The sequence below is a fragment of the Phyllobacterium sp. YR620 genome (assembly GCF_900104165.1).
GTDB classification, from domain to species: domain Bacteria; phylum Pseudomonadota; class Alphaproteobacteria; order Rhizobiales; family Rhizobiaceae; genus Phyllobacterium; species Phyllobacterium pellucidum.
The window spans coordinates 293,679-313,920 of the sequence record NZ_FNJP01000005.1; the positions used below are offsets into that span (position 1 = coordinate 293,679).

Genomic DNA, 20,242 nt, shown 5'->3' on the forward strand with positions numbered 1-20,242 from the left:
TGGATCAGTCAATTGCTTTCATTTTCAAACATTCGGGGGACCGGGAATTTTTTTCCCGCCCCCTTCCGCCCCCAAAAGGCGTAATGCGTCGATGAAATCAATCTTCCTCTAGGCCGAGTGTACGCACGAGATCGAGAATTTTGCGCCTGACCTTGGCATCGGTGATCTTGGCAAAGGCCCGCGCAAGCTGAATCCCTTCGGAACTGTTCAGCAGACCGACCACATAGGTCGTCTCGCTCTCCTCGTCGAACCCCTTGGGCTTGTCATCCTGCCCGGGCATGTCGTCGAAGAAAAACGTTACGGGAACGTTGAGAACATTGCCGATCGCCTGCAACCTGCTGGCACCGACGCGGTTCATCCCCTTCTCGTACTTCTGGATTTGCTGAAAGGTTATTCCGAGGCTGTCGCCAAGCTTTTCCTGGCTCAAACCGATCATATTGCGACGCAATCGAATCCTTGCGCCAACATGTACATCCACCGGATTTGGTCTCTTCTTATTATCAGACATGAAAATCTCATTCGTATTTAAATTGAACTAAAAAAGAATTTTATCACTAATGTATCAACGCACCAAATGGGGCATCATTGACAGGACAGGGCTTAAAATGTCAACCAACCCTTGTCCTCTGGCGCGAAAAATACGCTAGCGTTGCAAGCAAAGCAAGCCCCAACACAATCGGAAATTGCAGCTTGCGAGCGCGCTCACCAAGCGGTAGCGCCACCTTTGACGGCAGGATGGAATCCGCCACACCCACGGCATCCAGCGCGAGCCCGTCGATAATGCGGCCATAGGGGTCGACGGTCGCCGAAAGCCCGTTATTCGCCGCCCGGATCATCGGCAGGCCTTGTTCCACCGCGCGCAATTGCGCCTGGCGAAAATGCTGGTAGGGACCGGGCGTATCGCCATACCAGGCGTCGTTGGTGACGTTGACGATCGCGTCGGCGCGCGGGCCATCATAGCCCATTTCTGCCGGGAAGATCGCTTCGTAGCAAACGAGCGGCAGGATTTGGAAACCATCCTTCACGGCCAGCGAGCGACGGCTCGAGGCAGCGCTAAAGCCGCCCGGAAGTTCCACGACTTCACTCACGCCCAGCCTGCGCAGTACATTCTCCATCGGCACATACTCGCCGAAAGGCACGAGATGGACCTTGTCGGCGGCGCCAATGATTTCACCATCGCTGTTAATGGCATAGATCGCGTTATAATAGAGGGGGTCTACCCCTTCGCCCCTACTCTCCATGCGGACGGCCCCGGCGAGCAGGATCTGGCCGTCGTCGAGCTTGTCGGCAATCGCACCGAGCACTTCCGGCGACTGCGGCAGGACGTATGGAACAGCCGTTTCCGGCCAGACAATGATCTGCGGCTTCGGCTTGCGGTCCTTCGGCGTTTGCGCCGTCAGGGCGAGATGCTGGTCGAAGATACTGCGCCGCGCGTCATCGTCCCATTTCAGATCCTGCTCGATCGAAGGTTGGACGATACGCACGAGCGGCCCTTTTGCATCGACCATCGCCGTCGACAGCCGCCAGGCGCCATAGCCCACATGCGCGGCAACGAGGAGCAGTGCGAGCCCCAGTCCGGTCTTCAGATCGCGGCGGCCCGAAAGCAGAGCCGGCATGGCGAAGACGATCACGGCAAGCACGTTCATTGCAAGAAGGCCGACGATCACCGACGACTGCATGAGCAGTGGTACGGGCATCGCCGCGTAGCCTATGGCGTTCCAGGGGAATCCCGTGAGCACAAATGAGCGCAGCCACTCGGCAATGCCAAATCCGACGGCCAGCGCGAAAATTCGCCCCAGTCCGTCGCTCCACAACAGGCGGGCGATCGCGGCGGCAAGGGCATAGAAGATCGCGAGAACCGCAGGCAGGCCAAGAATGGCGAGAGGCACGGCCCAGGCGAAATTCTCCGCATCGACGAGGAGCGCGTTGCCGATCCACCAGAGGCCAAGCACGAAATAGCCGAAGCCAAACCACCAGCCGACCATGGCGGCCGGAAGCAGGCGGCGGATGGGGCCGGCGTCAGCATTGTCGACAGCGCCATCGATCAGCCAGACCAATACGGGAAACGAAACGAGACAGACCGCAAAGAAATCATAGGGCGGCAAGGCAAAGCTTGCGAGCCCGCCCATGAGAAACGCCAGCAGGATACGCTTCCAGCCCGACACGAGAATGATTGTTCCGGCCAGACGCTCGATCATGCCCTGCCCCACGACTTCCGATTTGACGTCAGTCTTAAAAGGTGAGGCTTGCGTCAATCATTCGTCCGTTTCTGCGGGTTGGTCTGCTGCATCCTGCCGTACGGTGCGCGGTCGGCGGTCCGCATGGCGCAGGGGCACGATGCGCACCTTGCGAATGCGGCGTGGATCGGCCTCAAGCACATGGAATTCATAATCGGGGACGGCCTGCAGCATCTCGCCGCGAACCGGGATGCGGCCGAGGATCGAGAAGATCAAGCCGCCGACCGTATCGACGTCCTCACCGTGCTCGCCGACGACAAAAGCAGGCCCTATTTTCTGCGACACTTCATCGAGGTCGGCGCGTGCATCGGCAACGAAAACGCCTTCTGGCTCCTCGACGATCATAACCTCGTCGTCGTCGTGCTCGTCCTCGATATTGCCGACCACCATCTCGACGATGTCCTCGAGCGATACCAGCCCATCGGTGCCGCCATACTCATCGATGACGAGTGCGATCTGAATACGCTGCGCCTGCATGCGTGCCATCAGGTCGTTGGCAAGCATGGACGGCGGAACGAAGAGAATTGGCCGCATTAGGCTGAGGTCTGCAATCGTCTTGCCAAGATCGACATGGGACAGATCAAGCTTCGCCGACACGGGCGGTTTAGCGCGAGCGGCACCACGCCGCGGCGCCTTTACGCGCGAACTCCGGGTTATGTGATTCACCACATCGCGGATATGGACCATGCCGCGAGGGTCATCGAGCGTTTCGGAAAAGACCGGCATGCGCGAATGGCCGGATTTCTCGAATACTTCGAGGAGATCGCCGAGAGTCGTTGATATATCGACTGCCTCAATATCGGCGCGGGGGATCATCACATCCTCGACGCGCAATTCGCGCAGCCGCAGAATATTGTGCAGCATGGCGCGTTCTTCCGGCGAAAACGCCGTGTCGCCACTATGATCTTCCGCCAGCGCCGCGTCGAGATCTTCTCGCAAGGTCGTGCCCGGGCGGGCGCGCAGGAAAGGAAATATGGTTGAAAGGAGCGAGCGCTTTTCTGGGCCTTGCGCTCTGGTGCTACTTTGCCCTTCGGCATCACTCTCCTGCCCCGTAACCCCTCGTGCAGGCGCGGCAGGATCGTTCTGGTGCGACGTGTCAGACATGGTCCTCAATCGGATTGATCGTCAATGACGGATAGCGCATATGGGTCCGGGATTGCAAGACGCGCCAGAATTTTGCGCTCCAATCCCTCCATTTCCTCGGCTTCCGCATCGGAGAGGTGATCATACCCCAGGAGATGCAGAAATCCATGCACAACAAGATGGGTCAGATGGTGGTCGAAAGGCTTTTCCTCATCGGAGGCTTCCCGCGCCACGGTTTCGCGGGCAATGACGATATCGCCAAGCATGGGCCCCGGCTTCTGTCCCGGTTTGAGGGTGAATGCCGGAAACGACAGCACGTTGGTCGGCTTGTCCTTGTCCCGCCAGTCGCTGTTCAGTTCCCTGATCGCGGCGTCGTCGGTAAAGACAAGGCTGAGTTCGCTCACCGGCTGCTCGCCGCCGTCAAGCTCGTCCCAGGCGGCCGCGATCGCGCTTGCCGATAACTGGCGAAGGCTGGACTCGTCGGCCCAGCCTTCCGTTTCCACCAATATGTCGATATCGATCACGATCGTGTCGCCAAGCTCAGGGCTTCGCGCCTTCCTTGTCGTAGGCCCGTACGATTGCCGCAACCAGCGGATGGCGGACCACGTCGACATCCGTGAAGCGCACGGTCACGATACCGCTGACGCCATCGAGGATACGCAAGGCTTCCACGAGACCCGACTTCTGGCCGGGCGGCAGATCGATCTGGCTTGGATCGCCGGTGATGATCATGCGGGCATTTTCACCAAGGCGCGTCAGAAACATCTTCATCTGCATCGATGTCGTATTCTGCGCTTCATCGAGAATGATGGCAGAATGGCCAAGCGTGCGCCCTCGCATGAAGGCGAGTGGGGCGATTTCGATGACCCCGGCGGCAATAGCCCGCTCGACCTTGTCAGCCGGCATCATGTCATAGAGCGCATCATAGAGCGGGCGCAGATAGGGATCGACTTTTTCCTTCATGTCGCCGGGCAGGAAGCCGAGACGTTCGCCTGCTTCGACTGCCGGACGCGAAAGAATAATGCGGTCGACAAGGCCGCGCTCAAGCAGCATCGCGGCATGGGCGACGGCAAGATAGGTCTTGCCCGTGCCCGCCGGCCCGACGCCGAAGACCAGTTCAGACCGGTCGAGCGCGCGCATATAGGCGTCCTGCGTCGGCGTCCGCGCGAAAATCGTCTTCTTGCGGGTCGATATCTGGGCAGCAGCCATCTTGCTTTTGTTTTCCATGGTCGGGAGCGTCAACTGATCGTCGGCGGCGATCGCCATGCGCAGCGCGCCATCGACATCGGAAGCAGAAATATCATGTCCCTTCTGCAATTGCTCGTAGAGATGGTCGAGCGTCCGGCGCGCCTGCTCAGTTGCAGTGGGTTCACCGCGAATGGCAAGCTGGTTGCCTTTCGAGCGGACATCGACGCCAAGCTTTTGTTCTATACGGGCGAGATTTTCATCGAATTGACCGAAAAGCGCGCTTGCCAAACGGTTATTGTCGAATGTCAGTACGATATGGGCCAGATCCGAGGCCCCTGAGGGAGCGGGTTTCAGCTTTTCGGTGGCGTTCAAACGGCTCTCCTAAAGAAGTGTTCAGCCCTATATAGTCCCATTCCTCTGCGAGTTCATCTCCCGCACGCCAATCAGGCTGTTCGTGCCCGTGTCGATGATTCGTACATTGATAATGTCGCCGATTCGACCGCCGTGTACATCGATAATTACAGGTTGTAACCAGGGAGATCGTCCGACCATCTGTCCGGGCAGGCGGCCAGCCTTTTCGATCAGAACATCCATGTTTTTGCCGATGAGGCTGCGCTGAAACGCATATTGCTGTTCCGTGAGGAGGTTCTGCAACCGCTGCAACCGTTCATCCTTGACGCTTTCCTCGACGTGATCCTCCATGTCGGCGCCGGGAGTGCCGGGGCGCGGCGAATATTTGAACGAATAGGCGGCAGCGTATGTCACGTCCCGTACGATCTGCATCGTCGCCTCGAAATCTTCTTCGGTCTCCCCGGGGAAGCCGACGATGAAATCGCCCGATAGCGCAATATCCGGCCGTGCCTGGCGGATGCGCTCGATAAGCCGCAAATAGCCCTCGCCCGTATGCTTGCGGTTCATCGCCTTGAGGATGCGATCGGAGCCCGACTGAACGGGAAGATGCAGATAGGGCATAAGCATATCGAGATCGCGGTGCGCCTCGATCAGGGTATCATCCATGTCGCGCGGGTGGCTGGTGACATAGCGCAGACGGGCAATGCCGGGGATTTCGGCAAGGCGGTAGAGAAGTTCGCCAAGTCCCCATTCGCGCCCGTCGGCGCCTTCGCCGTGCCAGGCATTCACATTTTGCCCTAGGAGCGTCAGTTCGCGCACGCCCGCATCGGCAAGTTTCTCGGCTTCCTTTACAATCTGGGCGACCGGCCGCGACACTTCCGAGCCGCGCGTATACGGCACGACGCAGAAGGTGCAGAACTTGTCGCAACCTTCCTGGACCGTGAGGAAAGCGGTGACGCCGCGGCTCCGGGTCTGCTCCTTGGGCGGCGCCGGCAAGTGGTCGAACTTGTCCTCGACCGCATACTCGGTCTCGACGACGCGCTCGCCCTGGCGCACCCGCGCCAGCGCCTGCGGCAGCCGGTGATAGGTTTGCGGTCCGACCACCAGATCGACGACCGGTGCACGGCGGGTGATTTCGTTGCCCTCAGCCTGCGCGACGCATCCCGCGACCCCGACGGTCAATTCGCGGCCTTCGCTGGCGCGCGCATCCTTCATCTTGCGCAGCCGCCCGAGCGCCGAGTAAAGCTTTTCCGAAGCTTTCTCGCGGATGTGGCAAGTGTTGATGAGCACCAGATCTGCGTCTTCGGCGCTGTTGGTCTGGCTATAGCCCTCGGCGGCAAGGCTGTCGGCCATGCGCTGGCTGTCGTAGACGTTCATCTGGCAGCCATAGGTCTTCACAAAGACCTTGCGCGTGTTCGGCTGCGCCGGCGAATGCGTCGTTGCTCCGGAAGCGGTCTCCGGCTCGTGATTGATACTGATATCGTCCATGGGCGAGGCTTCTAGCCGTTTTTGACCGCCTTGAGAATAGGCTCGGCGTCGCTTTCCGACGCGTCGAGGTAGTCGCGTCCCATCAGCGAGGTGTGCACCATGGCGCGCACGCGCTCTTCGGCCGTTCGCGCCAATGCCTTGCGGTCGCTCCTGGCATCGATCACCACCGGCTCGCCGAACCAGACGTCGACATCGACTGCGCCCTCCTTCAGAAGGCCTATGAGGCTCGGCCCAAGTGCGACATCGCCCGGCCACGCGACGATCGGACGATGGGTGCGCCCCATCGGCATGCCATGGATGCGCGTATAGGCGACGGCCACGGGTTGCACGGTCACGGTTTCGGCATCGGTATCGCGAATTGCCACTTGCGCCGCGCCGAAGAGCGAAGTCTTGAAGGGCAATACGCGGTTGCCATCGGAAGTCGTACCCTCGGCGAAAAGCACCATGGCATCGCCCGCGGCAAGGCGCAGCGCGATTTCGCTCGCCTGATGGTGAGTCTTGCCGCGTTTCTCCCGCTCGATGAAGACAGTGCGTTGCAGCTTGGCGAGCATGCCGAAGAGCGGCCACTTCGCCACCTCTGCCTTGGCAATGAAGGCCATCTTGCGCAGCGAGCCGAGAATGACGATGTCGGTCCACGACGTATGGTTGGCGGCCAGAAGCAGCGGACGGCCTTTTGCCATATCGCCATGAACATGGATGCGGAAGCCAAGCAGGCGGCATACGATGCGGTGAAATAGCATTGGGGTCCTGGCGCTTGGCCCGACACCTGTCTTCAGAAAGACGAATTGCGCCGGCACCAGCAGAATAATCGCGAGAACGAAGACGGTGGACGTCAGGGCGAAGCGCAACCAGGCCATTTCAACGTCCCGGCTTGAGATCGCGGCGCATCGTCAGGGCCGATGAGCGGCCGCTCGACGTTTCGTAATATCCCGGCCGCTTTCCGACCTGCTTAAAGCCGAGGCGGCGGTAAAGCGCAACGGCGGGGCCATTGAGTTCGTCGACTTCCAGAAAAAGCATGCTTGCGCGCGCATTGTGGAGATGGCGGAGGATCGCATCCATCAAGGCATGGCCAAGGCCCCGCCGCTGTGCTGCGGGCGCGACGGCAATCGTCAATATTTCGGCTTCATCCAGCACCAGGCGCGCGAGAACGAAGCCGCCCGGCTGGGCGCGGCGATTGCCCTCCTCGCGGGCGACGAACCCAAACACATTCTCATCGACCAGGAGAGCGTGAAAATCTTCATCGCTCCATGGCTGGCGGAAGGTCAGTCCGTGAATATTCGCGATCGCGGCAGCGTCGGCGCGCGCGAGCGGCTCGATGACGAAACTGCGCGGACGCAGATTGTCGAACGGAAAGCCGATCATTCGGTTACCTTCCTCTGCATGACGAAACCCTGCTGCGGCTTGACGTCGAGACCGCGCAGATAGAGCGGCTTCGGCGCCTCCGCCGGGGCCTCGCCTGCCGCGCCAAGGCGGGCAAAGGCCTCGATGCTTCCAGTCGCTTCCGTTGTTGCGACATCGAAGGGCTTATCCCGCCCCTCATTGACGAGCAGAGCGCCGGAGCCGGAAAGCACCATGTCACGCCCGGCCAATTCATCCAATATTGCCGGCAAATCCGTCACCATCGGTTTGGATATTGCCACCCCGTCTTTGCCGTAGAATTGGGCGTAGACCTCGTCGCGCCGGGCATCGATGATGGACAGGACCGGTCTTCCGGGAAAGGTTCGGGCACCGTCGAAGGCGAGCGCCTGCAACGTGCTGATGCCGATAACCTGGCATTTAAGCACAAGCGCAAAGCCGCGTGCCGTCGAGACCCCCACCCGAACGCCGGTAAACGAACCGGGGCCGACGCTGACAGCAATCCTGCTGATGTCTATAAGTTCTACGGCCGCGCCCTGCAAAGTCTGCTCGATTGCGCCCATTAGCCGCTCGGCATGACCTTTGCCGATATCCTCGCTGTTCGAAGCCAGCACCACTCCCGTTTCGACATCGAAAACGGCAACGGAGCACAGATTGGCAGCGGTATCGAGCGCAAGCAATTTCATGCGCCTTCGCCTAAACAAGAATCAGCCAGCAAACAAGTGGGCGCGGTGAGTGCATTCCTTCATTCGCTGCGAGTTCAGGTCAGTCAGGTCAGATTTGCGTCCTTACTGATTTATCTCGTCGACACGTCAATATGGGTCGATCATTTTAAGTGGTCGGGCCGGCGGCGAGGCGTAATATCTAGATCGGGCATGCTTCCGCCGAGACGAGCAAGGCGGCGCGCGCTTTCCCGCTCAATTAAAGCGCGAAGCGCTTCGCGAACCAAGGCCGACTTCTCATTTAATCCGGTATAGGCCCGGGCTTTTTCAATCAGTTCGTCGTCCAAAGCAATTGTAGTTCGCATCATCGCCTCCAGAAGGCACATTATCAGCATCAAATGATGCCGCAAACAATGCCGGCTACGGCGGCCCGTTCCCTGACAATATCTGCGCTGCGCCACGCATGCCATTGCGAAACGCATCGTCGAAGCCAACGCCTTCGATCTGCCATTTATAGTGCGTGCCAAGATAGTCTATACGCCAATCGGCGATCCACCCGAGTGCTGCATCGCTCCAGCACAGATCTCCGGCAAGCGCGACGTCGCCCCCGGCATCGCGCGCCGCGCCATCGAGCGCGGAAAGTTGGGCGCTCGGCAGTGTCTCGACGCTCAGTTCGTACTTTGTGAGTTGCGCAACAGTGGGCAAGGCCACGGGCAAGCCGACCTTCCCGGCGGCCGCTGCCAGCGAACTGTTCATTTCCGGCTCCTTCCAACCATCCTCAGCGAGCGCGAAACTTTCCTTTCGTCCGACAACATCGAGAAAGACGACGATACGCGGGCGCGGATCAAGCCAGGCTTTTCGTCCGAGCGAATGCAACAGCGCATCGATCCTGGCCGGATCGAAGCTGACGGTCAGATCATGCGGCCGGTCATAGGTCCCTTGCTCGTCATGGATCGGCACGCCTGACATGCGGTCGCGATACTGATAGGTCGCGACGAACTGCGCCGCCTGCTGTTTCAGCGCCGCGACCTTCGGGTCGCCCATCAGCCGTGGGTCGCCAGAGACCTTGACGAGCACATCCTCGAAAGTCTGCGCAAGCCCGATTGACCGGCTGGCTTCGCCCTGCCCCGAAACGACTGCGCTTGCCTGATAGAGATCGCCGCTGGCGGCCAGCGCCGCACCGCGTGCGAGCAAGACGGTCAATAACAGACCGATCGGACCCCACTGGCGAAACATCGCGGCCAACACCCTCCAGATTTTTTCGGTATTCTATCAGGAAATGGGGCAGCTCCCAGTCGAAACGGTGAAGGTCTTAGATGCGAGCTCGCTCCCCGCAAGGTCCCGCAGCGAGATTTTCCAGCGGCCAGGCACCAGCTCGAAATTTTCTTCAAACACCCAGCCGGCGTAGCGGCGGGCGAGGATGGCACTGTCCGGCCAGCTGCTGTGTTCCATCGCCCGGCCGTCCGGGGTCCTGATGAGCGGATGATCCACAACGACCTTAATCGGAACCACAGACGCCTCGCCGGTATAGGCTGCCCGATAGACAATGCCGAAGCTCGTTCCGATACAGGCGTGAATTTCGTTCGCTCGCGTCACATCGACCGGTCCTTCGACGAGGCGATTGATGCCCGTCGGCGTATCCGGCGAAACCTCGGAACCAACTTCTTTTGCTGCGGTCAGGCCCCAATCGACAATCTCAATGACAGGTTCTTCCGCCGCGCCAACCGGTCCGGCCATCAAAACGATGGCCCCAGCAAGCAAGACGCGGCGGAAAGTTTCCATTGTTTCCCGTCTATGCCGCCTTTGCCTTGGCTTTCAGTTCGAGGCGGCGACGATGCAAGACCGGTTCCGTATAACCGTTCGGCTGTTCGCGGCCCTTGAAGACGAGGTCGCAGGCGGCCTGGAATGCCACGGAGCCATCAAAATCGGCGGCCATCGGCTGATAATGCGGGTCTCCAGCATTTTGTTCATCAACGATCGCGGCCATGCGCTTGAGCGTGTCCAGCACCTGCTTTTCGCCGGCAACGCCGTGGTGCAGCCAGTTGGCGATGTGCTGCGCGGATATGCGCAGCGTCGCACGGTCTTCCATCAGGCCGACATTATTGATGTCAGGCACCTTCGAGCAGCCGACGCCCTGGTCCACCCAGCGCACGACATAGCCGAGGATGCCCTGGGCATTGTTGTCGAGTTCGTGCTGGATGTCTTCCGGCGTCCAGTTCGGCCGCGATGCGACCGGAACCGAGAGGATGTCACTGAGCTTTGCCCGCGCGCGCTGCTTCAGTTTGGCCTGAACCTCGGCCACATTGACCTTGTGATAGTGAGTGGCGTGCAGCGTCGCTGCGGTCGGCGACGGCACCCAGGCGGTATTTGCACCGGCCCTTGGATGCGCGATCTTCTGCTCGAGCATGGCGGCCATGAGGTCGGGCATGGCCCACATGCCCTTACCGATCTGCGCATGGCCGGAGAGGCCGCATTCGAGACCGACATCGACGTTCCAGTTCTCATAGGCGCCGATCCACGACGCCTGCTTCATGTCACCCTTGCGGATCATCGGACCCGCCTCCATGGAGGTGTGTATTTCATCGCCGGTGCGGTCGAGGAAACCGGTATTGATGAACACGACGCGTTCCCTGGCGGCGCGGATCGCCTCCTTGAGGTTCACCGTGGTGCGACGTTCCTCGTCCATGATGCCCATCTTGATCGTATTCGGTTGAAGGCCAAGCAGCGCTTCGACCCGGCCGAACAACTCCGCCGCAAACGCGACTTCTTCCGGTCCGTGCATCTTCGGCTTGACTACATAGACCGAGCCGGCGCGGGAATTCATGTGGCGACCGCCCTTGCCGATGTCATGCAGGGCGGCGAGCGTGGTGATGGCCGCGTCCATGATGCCCTCGGGAACCTCGTTGCCGTCACGGTCGAGGATGGCAGGGTTGGTCATCAGGTGCCCGACATTGCGGACAAGCATCAGCGAGCGGCCCGGCAATGCAAGCTTCTGACCGTCCGGGCCAATATATTCGCGGTCAGGGTTGAGCTTGCGTGTAACGGTCTTGCCGCCCTTCTCGAACGTATCGGAAAGGTCGCCGTTCATCAGGCCCAGCCAGTTGCGATAGACGACGACCTTGTCTTCCGCATCGACAGCGGCGACGGAATCCTCGCAGTCCTGAATCGTCGTTACCGCGGACTCGAGAACCACGTCGGCGATATGCGCAGGGTCGGTCTTGCCGATGGGATGGTCGGCGTTGATGACGATCTCGACGTGGAGACCATTCTTGACGAGCAACACTGACGTCGGGCTCGTGGGTTCGCCGCGATAGCCCGCGAACTGGGCAGCGTCGACGAGTTGCACCTTTTTGTCGTTTGCCGTCAGCACCAGCTTGCCGCCTTCGATGGCGAGGCCCGTGACATCGGCCCATTGTGCACCTGCCAGCGGGGCGCTTTCATCAAGAAACGCTTTCGCCCATGCGATGACCTTCGCACCGCGCGCCGGATTGAATGCCTTGCCCTTCTCGGCTCCGCCATCGTCCGATATGGCGTCGGTTCCGTAAAGGGCGTCATAGAGCGAGCCCCAACGCGCATTGGCGGCATTGAGGGCATAGCGCGCATTCATGACGGGTACGACCAGCTGGGGACCGGCAATGACTGCGATTTCCGGATCGACATTATCTGTCGTCACCGTAAAGGCGCCACCTTCCGGCAGGAGGTAGCCGATTTCCTTGAGGAACGCCTCGTATTCTTCCTGGCTGTATCCGCTGTCGCGCTTTTCCTTGTAGAAGGCGTCGAGCTTCGCCTGGAATGCATCGCGCTTGGCCAGAAGTTTGCGGTTTTTTGGCGCAAGGTCGCTGACGATCTGCGCAAAGCCGGCCCAGAACTTCGTCGCATCGACGCCCGTTCCCGGGATGGCCTCATCGACCACGAAGTCATAGAGCTCCTTCGCTACCTTCAAGCCATTGATTTCGATGCTTTCGCTCATGATCGGTTCCTCGTCTTTACGTGATCCTACCCTTGATCATATAGAAGCATTCCCCGTCAATTCATCAATAGTGCACAGGATTTGTGCCGTAGCGGATAAAATCAAACTTAATGCGCGATTCTGGGCCTGCCGGAAGCTGTGGCGATAAGCACTGCCTCGATGAATTTGCGCTGATCTTCGACTGTTGCGGCGCTGATGTCCCTTGAAACAACGATCTGGCCTTCGTCGGTACCTGCTTGCAGGGCAAGGTCGGAAACTTGTTGGCGCAAGACGGTTTCTGCAAAGGCGATAGCATCCTCCTCGAAGGGCAAATCCTTCAACACTTCGCCGGCCATCACCCGGAATACGCCCTCGGCCGGCTGGCTGACATGCGCTTCCACCGAAACCCGCACCTGACCGACGACGGCGCCGAGCGCATTGGCAACATCCGTATCGGTAGGGACAACGCACTCTGCTCCAAGCATAGCGCCGACAGCGGGGTAATAGACCGGAGCCGAGGCGCCGAGACCAATGATCGGCCGGTCGATGGCGAGTTTGACGCCGGCGATGCGCCCGTCGCCCGACAGCGCACGCTGGACAAGAGGGCTCGCAGCCGTCTCCGGCCCGTCAAGCTCGTCTTCGGCAAATGCCGTCTCCAGGACGACCTCGGACGAGCGCCGTATCAGGGCGTCATAGGTGCGATGCGCCACTTCCTCGGGCGTATCGCAGAGGGGACGTCCGGCGCCATCCTTGCGCCGGGCATAAAGGATCGCACCGTAGCGCGCGGCATCCGCGTTCCAATTGCCCTGCAGGCCGAGCACGTGGCACGCATCCGAAGGCGTAAAGCCGGACACATGAACCAGACCGCGGGCAACGAGGCGATTGACGGTCGCAGCCTGTGAAATCGAAGCGAGAAGCCGGTCGAGCGGCTGCGGCGCGCTGGTTATGCGCTCGTAAAGTTCGGCTTCGCTCTTGCTCAGGCCGGAAGCGAGTTGGGCGGGCACCCCCGTGCGCAGGGCGAAACGGCCGTCGAGCCGCCCGACATTGGCTGCCTTGACCTGACGCTCAAGGTGGGCAAGCACGCTCTCGCCGTGGTTGGCAGCAAGCAGCGACAGCGGCACCAGCCTGCGCGGTCCAAGCTTGATGCTTGGTGCCATGGCATTATCGTCGAGCGACACTTCGGAATCGCCACCGAGGCCGAAGGTGCGCATCGCCACCGCTTCCACCATCGTACGAAAGCCGCCGACCGTCGCGCCATTCGGATCGAGCCGTGGACGGCCCTTGTCAAGCACGGCGACATCGGTTGTCGTGCCGCCAATGTCCGAAACGATGGCGTTGTCGAGTCCGGTCATATGACGCGCCCCGACCAGGCTGGCAGCGGGGCCGGAGAGGATCGTCTCGATCGGACGGTGGCGCGCAAAAGCCGCAGTGACGAGTGCACCGTCACCACGGACCACCATCAAGGGGGCGTGGATGCCGCTGCGGTCGAGAAACCCTTCCGTCGCCGCCACGAGCCGGTCGATCATTGCGATCAGGCGTGCGTTGAGGACCGTCGTGAGCGCCCGGCGCGGTCCATTCAGCTTGGCGGAGAGTTCATGACTGCAGGTGACGGGGAGCCCGGTCACGTTGCGGATGAGATCGCGCACAGCGATCTCATGTTCGGGATTGCGGACCGCAAAATAGGCGCAGATGGCGAATCCTGTCACTTCACGGGCGAGGTTTGGCAGCGCCTCGCAGAGAGCAGCCGTATCGAGCAGTTGCGGCCTGCCATAGACATCGTGACCGCCGGGGACGAAGACGACCGGGTCGGATCCAAGCGCGGTCTTGAGGTCCGCCTTTTCGAGATCCGCTTGCGAGAACCCGATCATGACAAGGGCGATGCGGCCCCCCTGCCCTTCGACGAGCGCATTGGTTGCGAGTGTCGTCGACATGGAGACGAGGCGAATATCCGCTGGGCGAATCGCGGTTTCTTCAACGATACGCTCGACGGCGCCGCCAATGCCGACGCTGAGATCATGCCGGGTCGTCAGCGCCTTGGCTTTCGCGATAACGCCATCTCTTTCCGACCACAGCACCGCATCCGTATAGGTGCCGCCCGTATCGATGCCGAGAAAGATTGCCGTTTCAGTGATGTCTGCCATGATGTCCTGCCTTGTTCGAGGCAGGGTTAGCGCATGACGCCGGCAAGAGCTAGCGTCATTCCGACCAGATGCTGACGCATCGGCGCGGTTGAACGTTTCACGCGGAACCTGTTCAATCCAAAGACGTTTCGTCGGGCACAAGGGGATAGTCGATGGCATCACAATCGGGAACACATGCCGGTTCGAAAAAAGTGATCTACGCCGCCATCCTTGGCAATCTCTTGATCGCAGCAACAAAATTCATCGCCGCCTTCTTCACCGGAAGTTCCGCCATGCTGTCGGAGGGCGTTCACTCCCTTGTCGATACCGGCAATGGTGCCTTGCTGCTCTACGGCTTGCGCCGTGCGGCGCGACCTGCGGACAAATCGCATCCTTTCGGGCATGGGCGTGAGCTCTATTTCTGGAGCTTCATCGTAGCCCTCCTGGTTTTCGCCGTCGGCGCCGGCGTTTCCTTCTACGAAGGCGTCATCCATATCATGCGGCCGGAACCGGTTGCCAATCCGATCGTGAACTACGTCGTCATCGGCCTTGCGATGATCTTTGAAGGCGCGTCGTGGTTCGTGGCACTCAAGGAATTTCGGACGATGAAGGGCAAACTCGGCTATGTCGAGGCTGTGCAGGAAAGCAAGGATCCGAGCGTCTTCACGGTGCTGTTCGAGGATACGGCCGCGCTGCTCGGATTGATCATCGCACTGGTTGCGATTTCGGCGGCGCAGATATTCGACATGCCGGCACTTGATGGCGTGGGCTCCATCGGCATTTCCGTCATTCTCGCCGCGACGGCGATATTTCTCGCCCGCGAAAGCAAGGGCCTGCTCATGGGTGAGGCAGCGCTTCCCGAAGTGGAACAGCAGATTCTCGATCTTGCCAACAAGGATCCGGACATCCAGAGGGCAAACGGCGTGTTGACGGTCCATATGGGTCCGAAGCAGATCGTCGCCGGACTGAGCGTCGAGTTCGAAGACCATATCCAGGCTCCGCAGATCGAAGCCTGCGTCGAACGGCTCGAGGCGGTGTTGAAAACCGCCAATCCCGATATCGTCACATTGTTCGTCAAGCCGCAAACGGCACGAACATGGGAAGTTCGGCGCAAGAAGATCGAGGCGGCTTAAGCCGTCACCCGGCCTTTCTTCTATTCCTCGCCATCGACGACGCGCAGGCGCAACTGCCCGGTTGACGAAGCGGCGGCACGGCTGGGCTCGGTCTCCTTCGTGGGCGCCTCCGCGAATTCGAGGGCTTCAATCTTCTGGCCCCGCCTCGTGACCTTGCTCGAAGAGACAAGAATGTCATCGATATCCTTGTTAGCCTGGCCGAAGTGCGTTTGCAGACGGCGTACCCGGTCGTCGAGGCGGCCGACATCTTCCATCAACCGGATCACCTCGCCCTGGATGAGATGCGCCTGTTCGCGCATGCGCACGTCCTTGAGGACGGCCTGGATGACCTGGATCGAAAGCATCAGCAGCGAAGGCGAAACGATGACGATGCGCGAGCGATGGGCCTTTTGCACCACGCCTTCGAAGTTCTCGTGAATCTCGGCGAAAATCGATTCCGACGGCACGAAGAGAAACGCCGTATCCTGGGTTTCGCCGTTGATCAGATATTTCTCCGCGACGTCGCGAATGTGAATCTCAACGTCACGGCGGAACTGCGCAAGAGCAACCTTCTTTGCTTCCGGGTTGTCGGCCTGGCGAATGGCGTTCCAGGCTTCCAGCGGAAACTTGGCATCGATGACGAGGTTTGGCGCTCCATTGGGCATGTGAACCACGCAGTCGGGCCGGCTGCCATTGGAAAGCGTAGCCTGGAACTCATAGGCGCCTTGCGGAAGGCCGTCGGCGATGATCGCCTCCATGCGCGCCTGCCCGAAAGCGCCGCGGGTCTGCTTGTTGGCGAGAATGGCTTGCAACTGTACGACCTGGCCGGCCAGCGCCTGGATATTGTTCTGCGCCGTATCGATGACCGCGAGCCGCTCCTGCAGCTTCGCAAGATTCTCGTGGGTGGAACGGGTCTGCTCGGTCATGGTCTGGCCGATGCGGCTGGTCATACTGTCGAGGCGTTCGCGGATCGACTGGTTGAGTTCGGCCTGCCGCGAGCCGAAGAGTTCAGCCATTGTCTGCATGCGGCCCTGCATTTCCGCCTGGCTCTTGAGAATCTCGCCCATGCGGAACTCGGCGTCGCGGGCGCGGTCCTCGGCCTGGAGTTCGGCAGTCAGCCGTATCTTCGACGAACGCCACAGGACGATGAGGGCAAGCAGCACGGCGCCGCCTGCAACCACAGCCCCGGCAATGAGCGCCGAACCCAGCGAAATTGAGCTCGCACCGAGATGGATAAGCGTTTGATCGAATGAAATTGATGTTTCCATACGAGCCAGACTAGCCGATTCGGGTGACAAATGTGAGATCAAAACGAGAACATTTTTGCAAATGGATTTTGCGTCGGATTGACGGTTTATGGATGAACTATTAGGTGATGTTGCATGTCTATCAAACCACTTGTCATTCTTCCTGATCCGCTGCTGCGTCAGGTTTCAAAACCAGTCGAACGCTTCGATGCGGATTTGCGCAAGTTCGCCACCGATATGCTCGACACCATGTATGACGCACCGGGCATCGGCCTTGCAGCGATCCAAATCGGCGAGCCCCTCCGCATGCTCGTTATCGACCTTGCCAAGGAAGACGAGCCCAAGGCGCCGCAGACGTTCATCAATCCGCAGATTCTCTCATCGAGCGAACAGCGCAATGTCTACGAAGAAGGCTGCCTCTCGATCCCGGACTATTATGCCGAGGTGGAGCGGCCGGCGGAGGTGCGCATTGCCTATTTCGATCTCGACGGCAAGGCGCAGGAAGTAGCCGCCGACGGGCTTCTCGCCACCTGCCTCCAACATGAGATTGACCATCTCAACGGCATCCTGTTCATCGACCATATTTCCCGCCTGAAGCGCGAGATGGTCGTCAAGAAATTCAAGAAGCTCGCCAAGGATCGTCCGCCGAGCCGGCTGGCGGTGTAGGCGATGAGTTTGCGCATTGTTTTCATGGGAACGCCGGACTTCGCCGTCCCCATTCTCACCGCCTTGATTGGCCAGGGTCACGAGATTGTTGCAGTCTACAGCCAGCCGCCGCGCCCCGCGGGGCGCAGGGGCCTGGAACTCACGCCCTCGCCGGTCCAGCGCAACGCCGAGCAGTTCGGCATCGAGGTGCGGACGCCGACAAGCCTCAAAAGCGAAGAAGAGCAGCAAGCCTTTCGCGACCTCAATGCCGATGTTGCGATTGTCGTCGCCTATGGACTGATCCTGCCGCGCGCAATCCTCGATGGCACGCGGCTTGGCTGCTACAACGGTCACGCCTCGCTCTTGCCGCGCTGGCGCGGCGCCGCGCCGATTCAGCGGGCAATCATGGCCGGAGATCTCGAAACCGGGATCATGATCATGAAGATGGACGAGGGTCTCGATACCGGACCTGTCGCCATGGTCGAAAAGGTGAAGATCACCGCCGACATGACGGCAGGCGAATTGCACGACCAGTTGAGCGCGGCAGGGGCGGATTTGATGGTGCGCGCCATGGCCGCGATTGAACGGGACAGCCTCACGCTTACGCCGCAAGCGGAAGACGGCGTCACCTATGCGTCCAAGATCACCAAGGCGGAAACACGCATCGACTGGAGCGAACCGGCGATCGACGTTCACAACCGTATTCGCGGGCTTGCGCCCTTTCCCGGCGCTTGGTGCGAGATGGAGATCGGCGGCTCGCTCGAGCGCATCAAGCTGCTCCGCTCGGTGCTTGCGACCGGCGTCGGCGATGCGGGCACAGTGCTCGACGATAGCCTGCGCATCGCCTGCGGCGAAGGCGCGGTGCGGCTGCGTTCGCTGCAGCGGGCCGGCGGCAAGGTCATGGACAGTATCGAGTTCCAGCGTGGCGCCAAGATCGCCCAGGGCACACGGCTGCCATGAGCGGCGTCGCGGTGCGACCTGCACGGCCTGAAGACCATCCGGCTATCTCCACGCTGCTGAATGCCGCCTTCGGCGGTGCGGATGAAGCCGAACTCGTGGAAGACCTGCGCGGCGCCGGCGACGTGGTCCTCGAACTGGTGGCCATCGCGGGTGACGCGATTGTCGGGCAAATCCTGTTTTCCCGCCTCACCGTGGGCGATGATTTCGATGCTGTCGCACTCGCACCACTCGCGGTCCTACCCGTAAATCAGCGCCATGGCGTAGGTACAGCGCTAGTAAAGGCGGCCCATGATCAACTCCAGGCCAGCGGCGAAAGCCTTTCCATCGTCCTTGGCGATACTTCCTATTACGGACGTTTCGGCTACACGCATGCCCGTGCCGCCGACTACGACAGCGCCTATCAGGGCGAGCATTTGCAGGCGCTGGCGTTTCGTGAGGCGCCGATAGCGGGCGCTCTGACCTATGCGCCCGCATTCGGAGCGCTCTGATGCCCCGCTACAAGCTTCTGGTTGAATATGACGGGACGCCCTATGCGGGCTGGCAGCGCCAGGAAAACGGCCATACGGTGCAGGCGGCTATCGAGCAGGCAATCTTCAATTTTTGCGGCGATACGATTTCGTTGGGGGCGGCGGGTCGCACCGACTCGGGCGTGCACGCCTGCGCTCAGGTCGCTCATGCCGATCTTACCAAGAACTGGAGCAGTTCGAAGATCCGCGAGGCGCTCAACGCCCATCTCGTCGTTGCCGGTGAGGCTGTCAGTATTCTCAATGTCGAACTCGTCGGCGATGGATTCGATGCGCGCTTCTCGGCAACGGGCCGCCACTATCTTTATCGAATCATCAACCGCCGCCCCCCTGCTCCGCTGGAAGCGCATCGCGCGTGGTGGGTGAAGAAGCCGCTCGATGCCGAGGCTATGCACGACGCGGCGCAGCGCCTGATCGGCACGCATGATTTCACCACGTTTCGCGCGACGCAGTGCCAGTCGAAAAGTCCGGTAAAAACGCTGGACCGCCTCGACGTAACGCGCAATGGGGAGATCATCGAGATCAGGGCGTCGGCGCGCTCGTTCCTGCACAACCAGATCCGTTCTTTCGCGGGAACGCTCAACGAAGTGGGATGCGGGCGCTGGGACGCTGACGATGTGAGCGCCGCGCTCGAAGCCCGCGACCGCAGGGCCTGCGGGCCGGTTGCGCCGCCCTACGGGCTCTATCTCATTGGGGTCGACTACCCGATCGTAACCGGGTCCGGCAGGGAAATGCCGAGGGCGCCCTGAAGCAGGATCATCACGAAAAGCGAACCGACCATCAGGACCACGAAAAACCCCGCCGTATAGGCGTGCGATCGTTTCAGGGCGATATGTGTGAGACGGTAGGTCAGGAACATGATGCCCGCATAGAGCAAAAGGCTGATCGCGGTGGTGAAGCCCGGCCAATCCGGCACGATCACCCGCACCAACGTGGCTGGCACCATAAGCCAGGCGCCAATTGCCGTGCCCCAGTTGCTGGCGACGACATAGGGGCTGAAGCGCTTGCTGAGACCGAGGCGGCGCGCACTGAAAGCAAGAACAACAAGAGGCGCGACCCAGGCGGCGAGATCGACGAAGGCGACGCGGCCCATGATCGAGAAGCGGTTTCCGGTTTCGGGCCGCAGCGCAATCATATCGTTGGCGAAGATGATCCAGCCAAGGATGAGCGGGGGCAGCGAGATCGTTATGGCGTGAAAGGACTGCCAGAAACCGTCTTCGGAAAAATCGAGCATGTCGAGGCCGTCGGCATGACCGTTCATCATCCGCCATGCGCCCCACAAATATTGCTGAGTTTCATCGAAATCCGGCATTGTCACTC

At 60.5% G+C, this 20,242-nt stretch carries 21 protein-coding genes; 5 read left to right on the plus strand and 16 right to left on the minus strand.

All coding sequences use genetic code 11. The features are described 5' to 3' along the window. Positions 1 to 97 precede the first annotated feature (97 nt). The 14 genes from BLR72_RS17610 to BLR72_RS17675 form a co-directional block, all read right to left on the minus strand. Complete coding sequence (locus BLR72_RS17610; protein ID WP_027230482.1) at positions 98 to 508, minus strand: helix-turn-helix domain-containing protein; 411 nt, start codon at positions 506 to 508, stop codon at positions 98 to 100. 100 nt (positions 509 to 608) lie between these two features. Further along, complete coding sequence (gene lnt / locus BLR72_RS17615; RefSeq protein WP_091950644.1) at positions 609 to 2,198, minus strand: apolipoprotein N-acyltransferase; 1,590 nt, start codon at positions 2,196 to 2,198, stop codon at positions 609 to 611. Positions 2,199 to 2,255: 57 nt separating this feature from the next. Further along, positions 2,256 to 3,341 (minus strand): hemolysin family protein, encoded by a 1,086-nt coding sequence (locus BLR72_RS17620; RefSeq protein WP_091950646.1) that lies wholly within the window; start codon positions 3,339 to 3,341, stop codon positions 2,256 to 2,258. Between the two features lie 5 nt (positions 3,342 to 3,346). Then, complete coding sequence (gene ybeY / locus BLR72_RS17625; RefSeq protein WP_228017156.1) at positions 3,347 to 3,844, minus strand: rRNA maturation RNase YbeY; 498 nt, start codon at positions 3,842 to 3,844, stop codon at positions 3,347 to 3,349. Positions 3,845 to 3,860: 16 nt separating this feature from the next. Continuing rightward, positions 3,861 to 4,880, minus strand: a complete 1,020-nt coding sequence (locus BLR72_RS17630; RefSeq protein WP_027230486.1) for a PhoH family protein — start codon at positions 4,878 to 4,880, stop codon at positions 3,861 to 3,863. Between the two features lie 27 nt (positions 4,881 to 4,907). Then, the gene (miaB, locus tag BLR72_RS17635) at positions 4,908 to 6,347 is read right to left on the minus strand and encodes a tRNA (N6-isopentenyl adenosine(37)-C2)-methylthiotransferase MiaB (RefSeq protein ID WP_091950648.1); all 1,440 of its coding nucleotides are present in this window, start codon (positions 6,345 to 6,347) and stop codon (positions 4,908 to 4,910) included. Positions 6,348 to 6,358: 11 nt separating this feature from the next. Continuing rightward, positions 6,359 to 7,204: a lyso-ornithine lipid O-acyltransferase gene (locus tag BLR72_RS17640; protein WP_091950651.1), complete on the minus strand. Its 846-nt coding sequence runs from the start codon at positions 7,202 to 7,204 to the stop codon at positions 6,359 to 6,361. Between the two features lies 1 nt (position 7,205). Continuing rightward, positions 7,206 to 7,709 carry a ribosomal protein S18-alanine N-acetyltransferase gene (gene rimI, locus BLR72_RS17645; protein ID WP_027230489.1) on the minus strand — a complete coding sequence of 168 codons (504 nt, stop codon included), beginning with the start codon at positions 7,707 to 7,709 and terminating at the stop codon, positions 7,206 to 7,208. Continuing rightward, positions 7,706 to 8,389, minus strand: a complete 684-nt coding sequence (gene tsaB / locus BLR72_RS17650) for a tRNA (adenosine(37)-N6)-threonylcarbamoyltransferase complex dimerization subunit type 1 TsaB (protein WP_091950653.1) — start codon at positions 8,387 to 8,389, stop codon at positions 7,706 to 7,708. The genes rimI and tsaB overlap by 4 nt, the downstream gene beginning before the upstream one ends. 140 nt (positions 8,390 to 8,529) lie before the next feature. Further along, positions 8,530 to 8,730, minus strand: coding sequence for a type II toxin-antitoxin system VapB family antitoxin (locus BLR72_RS17655; RefSeq protein WP_091950850.1), 201 nt, complete (start codon positions 8,728 to 8,730; stop codon positions 8,530 to 8,532). A gap of 55 nt (positions 8,731 to 8,785) precedes the next feature. Beyond that, a complete protein-coding gene (locus BLR72_RS17660; RefSeq protein ID WP_091950655.1) occupies positions 8,786 to 9,601 on the minus strand; it encodes a DUF2066 domain-containing protein in 816 nt (271 codons plus the stop codon). A 36-nt stretch (positions 9,602 to 9,637) separates the two neighbouring features. Next, positions 9,638 to 10,147, minus strand: coding sequence for a DUF3859 domain-containing protein (locus BLR72_RS17665; RefSeq protein WP_091950657.1), 510 nt, complete (start codon positions 10,145 to 10,147; stop codon positions 9,638 to 9,640). 10 nt (positions 10,148 to 10,157) lie between these two features. After that, positions 10,158 to 12,335, minus strand: coding sequence for a malate synthase G (locus BLR72_RS17670; protein ID WP_091950659.1), 2,178 nt, complete (start codon positions 12,333 to 12,335; stop codon positions 10,158 to 10,160). Between the two features lie 107 nt (positions 12,336 to 12,442). Then, entirely contained in the window at positions 12,443 to 14,455 is a 2,013-nt protein-coding gene (locus BLR72_RS17675) for a hydantoinase/oxoprolinase N-terminal domain-containing protein (RefSeq protein ID WP_091950661.1), read from the minus strand. A gap of 152 nt (positions 14,456 to 14,607) precedes the next feature. Between BLR72_RS17675 and BLR72_RS17680 the strand changes: the two genes are divergently transcribed. After that, positions 14,608 to 15,567: a cation diffusion facilitator family transporter gene (locus BLR72_RS17680; protein WP_091950663.1), complete on the plus strand. Its 960-nt coding sequence runs from the start codon at positions 14,608 to 14,610 to the stop codon at positions 15,565 to 15,567. A 20-nt stretch (positions 15,568 to 15,587) separates the two neighbouring features. On the opposite strand, the gene BLR72_RS17685 is transcribed toward BLR72_RS17680, so the two are convergent. After that, complete coding sequence (locus BLR72_RS17685; protein WP_091950665.1) at positions 15,588 to 16,814, minus strand: DNA recombination protein RmuC; 1,227 nt, start codon at positions 16,812 to 16,814, stop codon at positions 15,588 to 15,590. 114 nt (positions 16,815 to 16,928) lie between these two features. On the opposite strand from BLR72_RS17685, the gene def reads away from it, so the two are divergent. Genes def through truA form a run of 4 tightly spaced genes read left to right on the plus strand, consistent with a single transcriptional unit; the run spans position 16,929 to position 19,671 of the window. Beyond that, positions 16,929 to 17,459: a peptide deformylase gene (def, locus tag BLR72_RS17690; protein ID WP_027230497.1), complete on the plus strand. Its 531-nt coding sequence runs from the start codon at positions 16,929 to 16,931 to the stop codon at positions 17,457 to 17,459. A 9-nt stretch (positions 17,460 to 17,468) separates the two neighbouring features. Further along, on the plus strand, positions 17,469 to 18,398 hold the full coding sequence (fmt, locus tag BLR72_RS17695) for a methionyl-tRNA formyltransferase (RefSeq protein WP_091950852.1): 930 nt from the start codon (positions 17,469 to 17,471) through the stop codon (positions 18,396 to 18,398). Beyond that, positions 18,395 to 18,886 carry a GNAT family N-acetyltransferase gene (locus BLR72_RS17700; RefSeq protein ID WP_091950667.1) on the plus strand — a complete coding sequence of 164 codons (492 nt, stop codon included), beginning with the start codon at positions 18,395 to 18,397 and terminating at the stop codon, positions 18,884 to 18,886. The genes fmt and BLR72_RS17700 overlap by 4 nt, the downstream gene beginning before the upstream one ends. Then, on the plus strand, positions 18,886 to 19,671 hold the full coding sequence (truA, locus tag BLR72_RS17705; RefSeq protein ID WP_091950668.1) for a tRNA pseudouridine(38-40) synthase TruA: 786 nt from the start codon (positions 18,886 to 18,888) through the stop codon (positions 19,669 to 19,671). Before BLR72_RS17700 ends, truA begins: the two co-directional genes overlap by 1 nt. Here the strand turns inward: truA and BLR72_RS17710 are convergent. Then, on the minus strand, positions 19,623 to 20,234 hold the full coding sequence (locus BLR72_RS17710) for a hypothetical protein (RefSeq protein WP_091919981.1): 612 nt from the start codon (positions 20,232 to 20,234) through the stop codon (positions 19,623 to 19,625). The genes truA and BLR72_RS17710 overlap by 49 nt on opposite strands. Between the last annotated feature and the right edge of the window lie 8 nt (positions 20,235 to 20,242).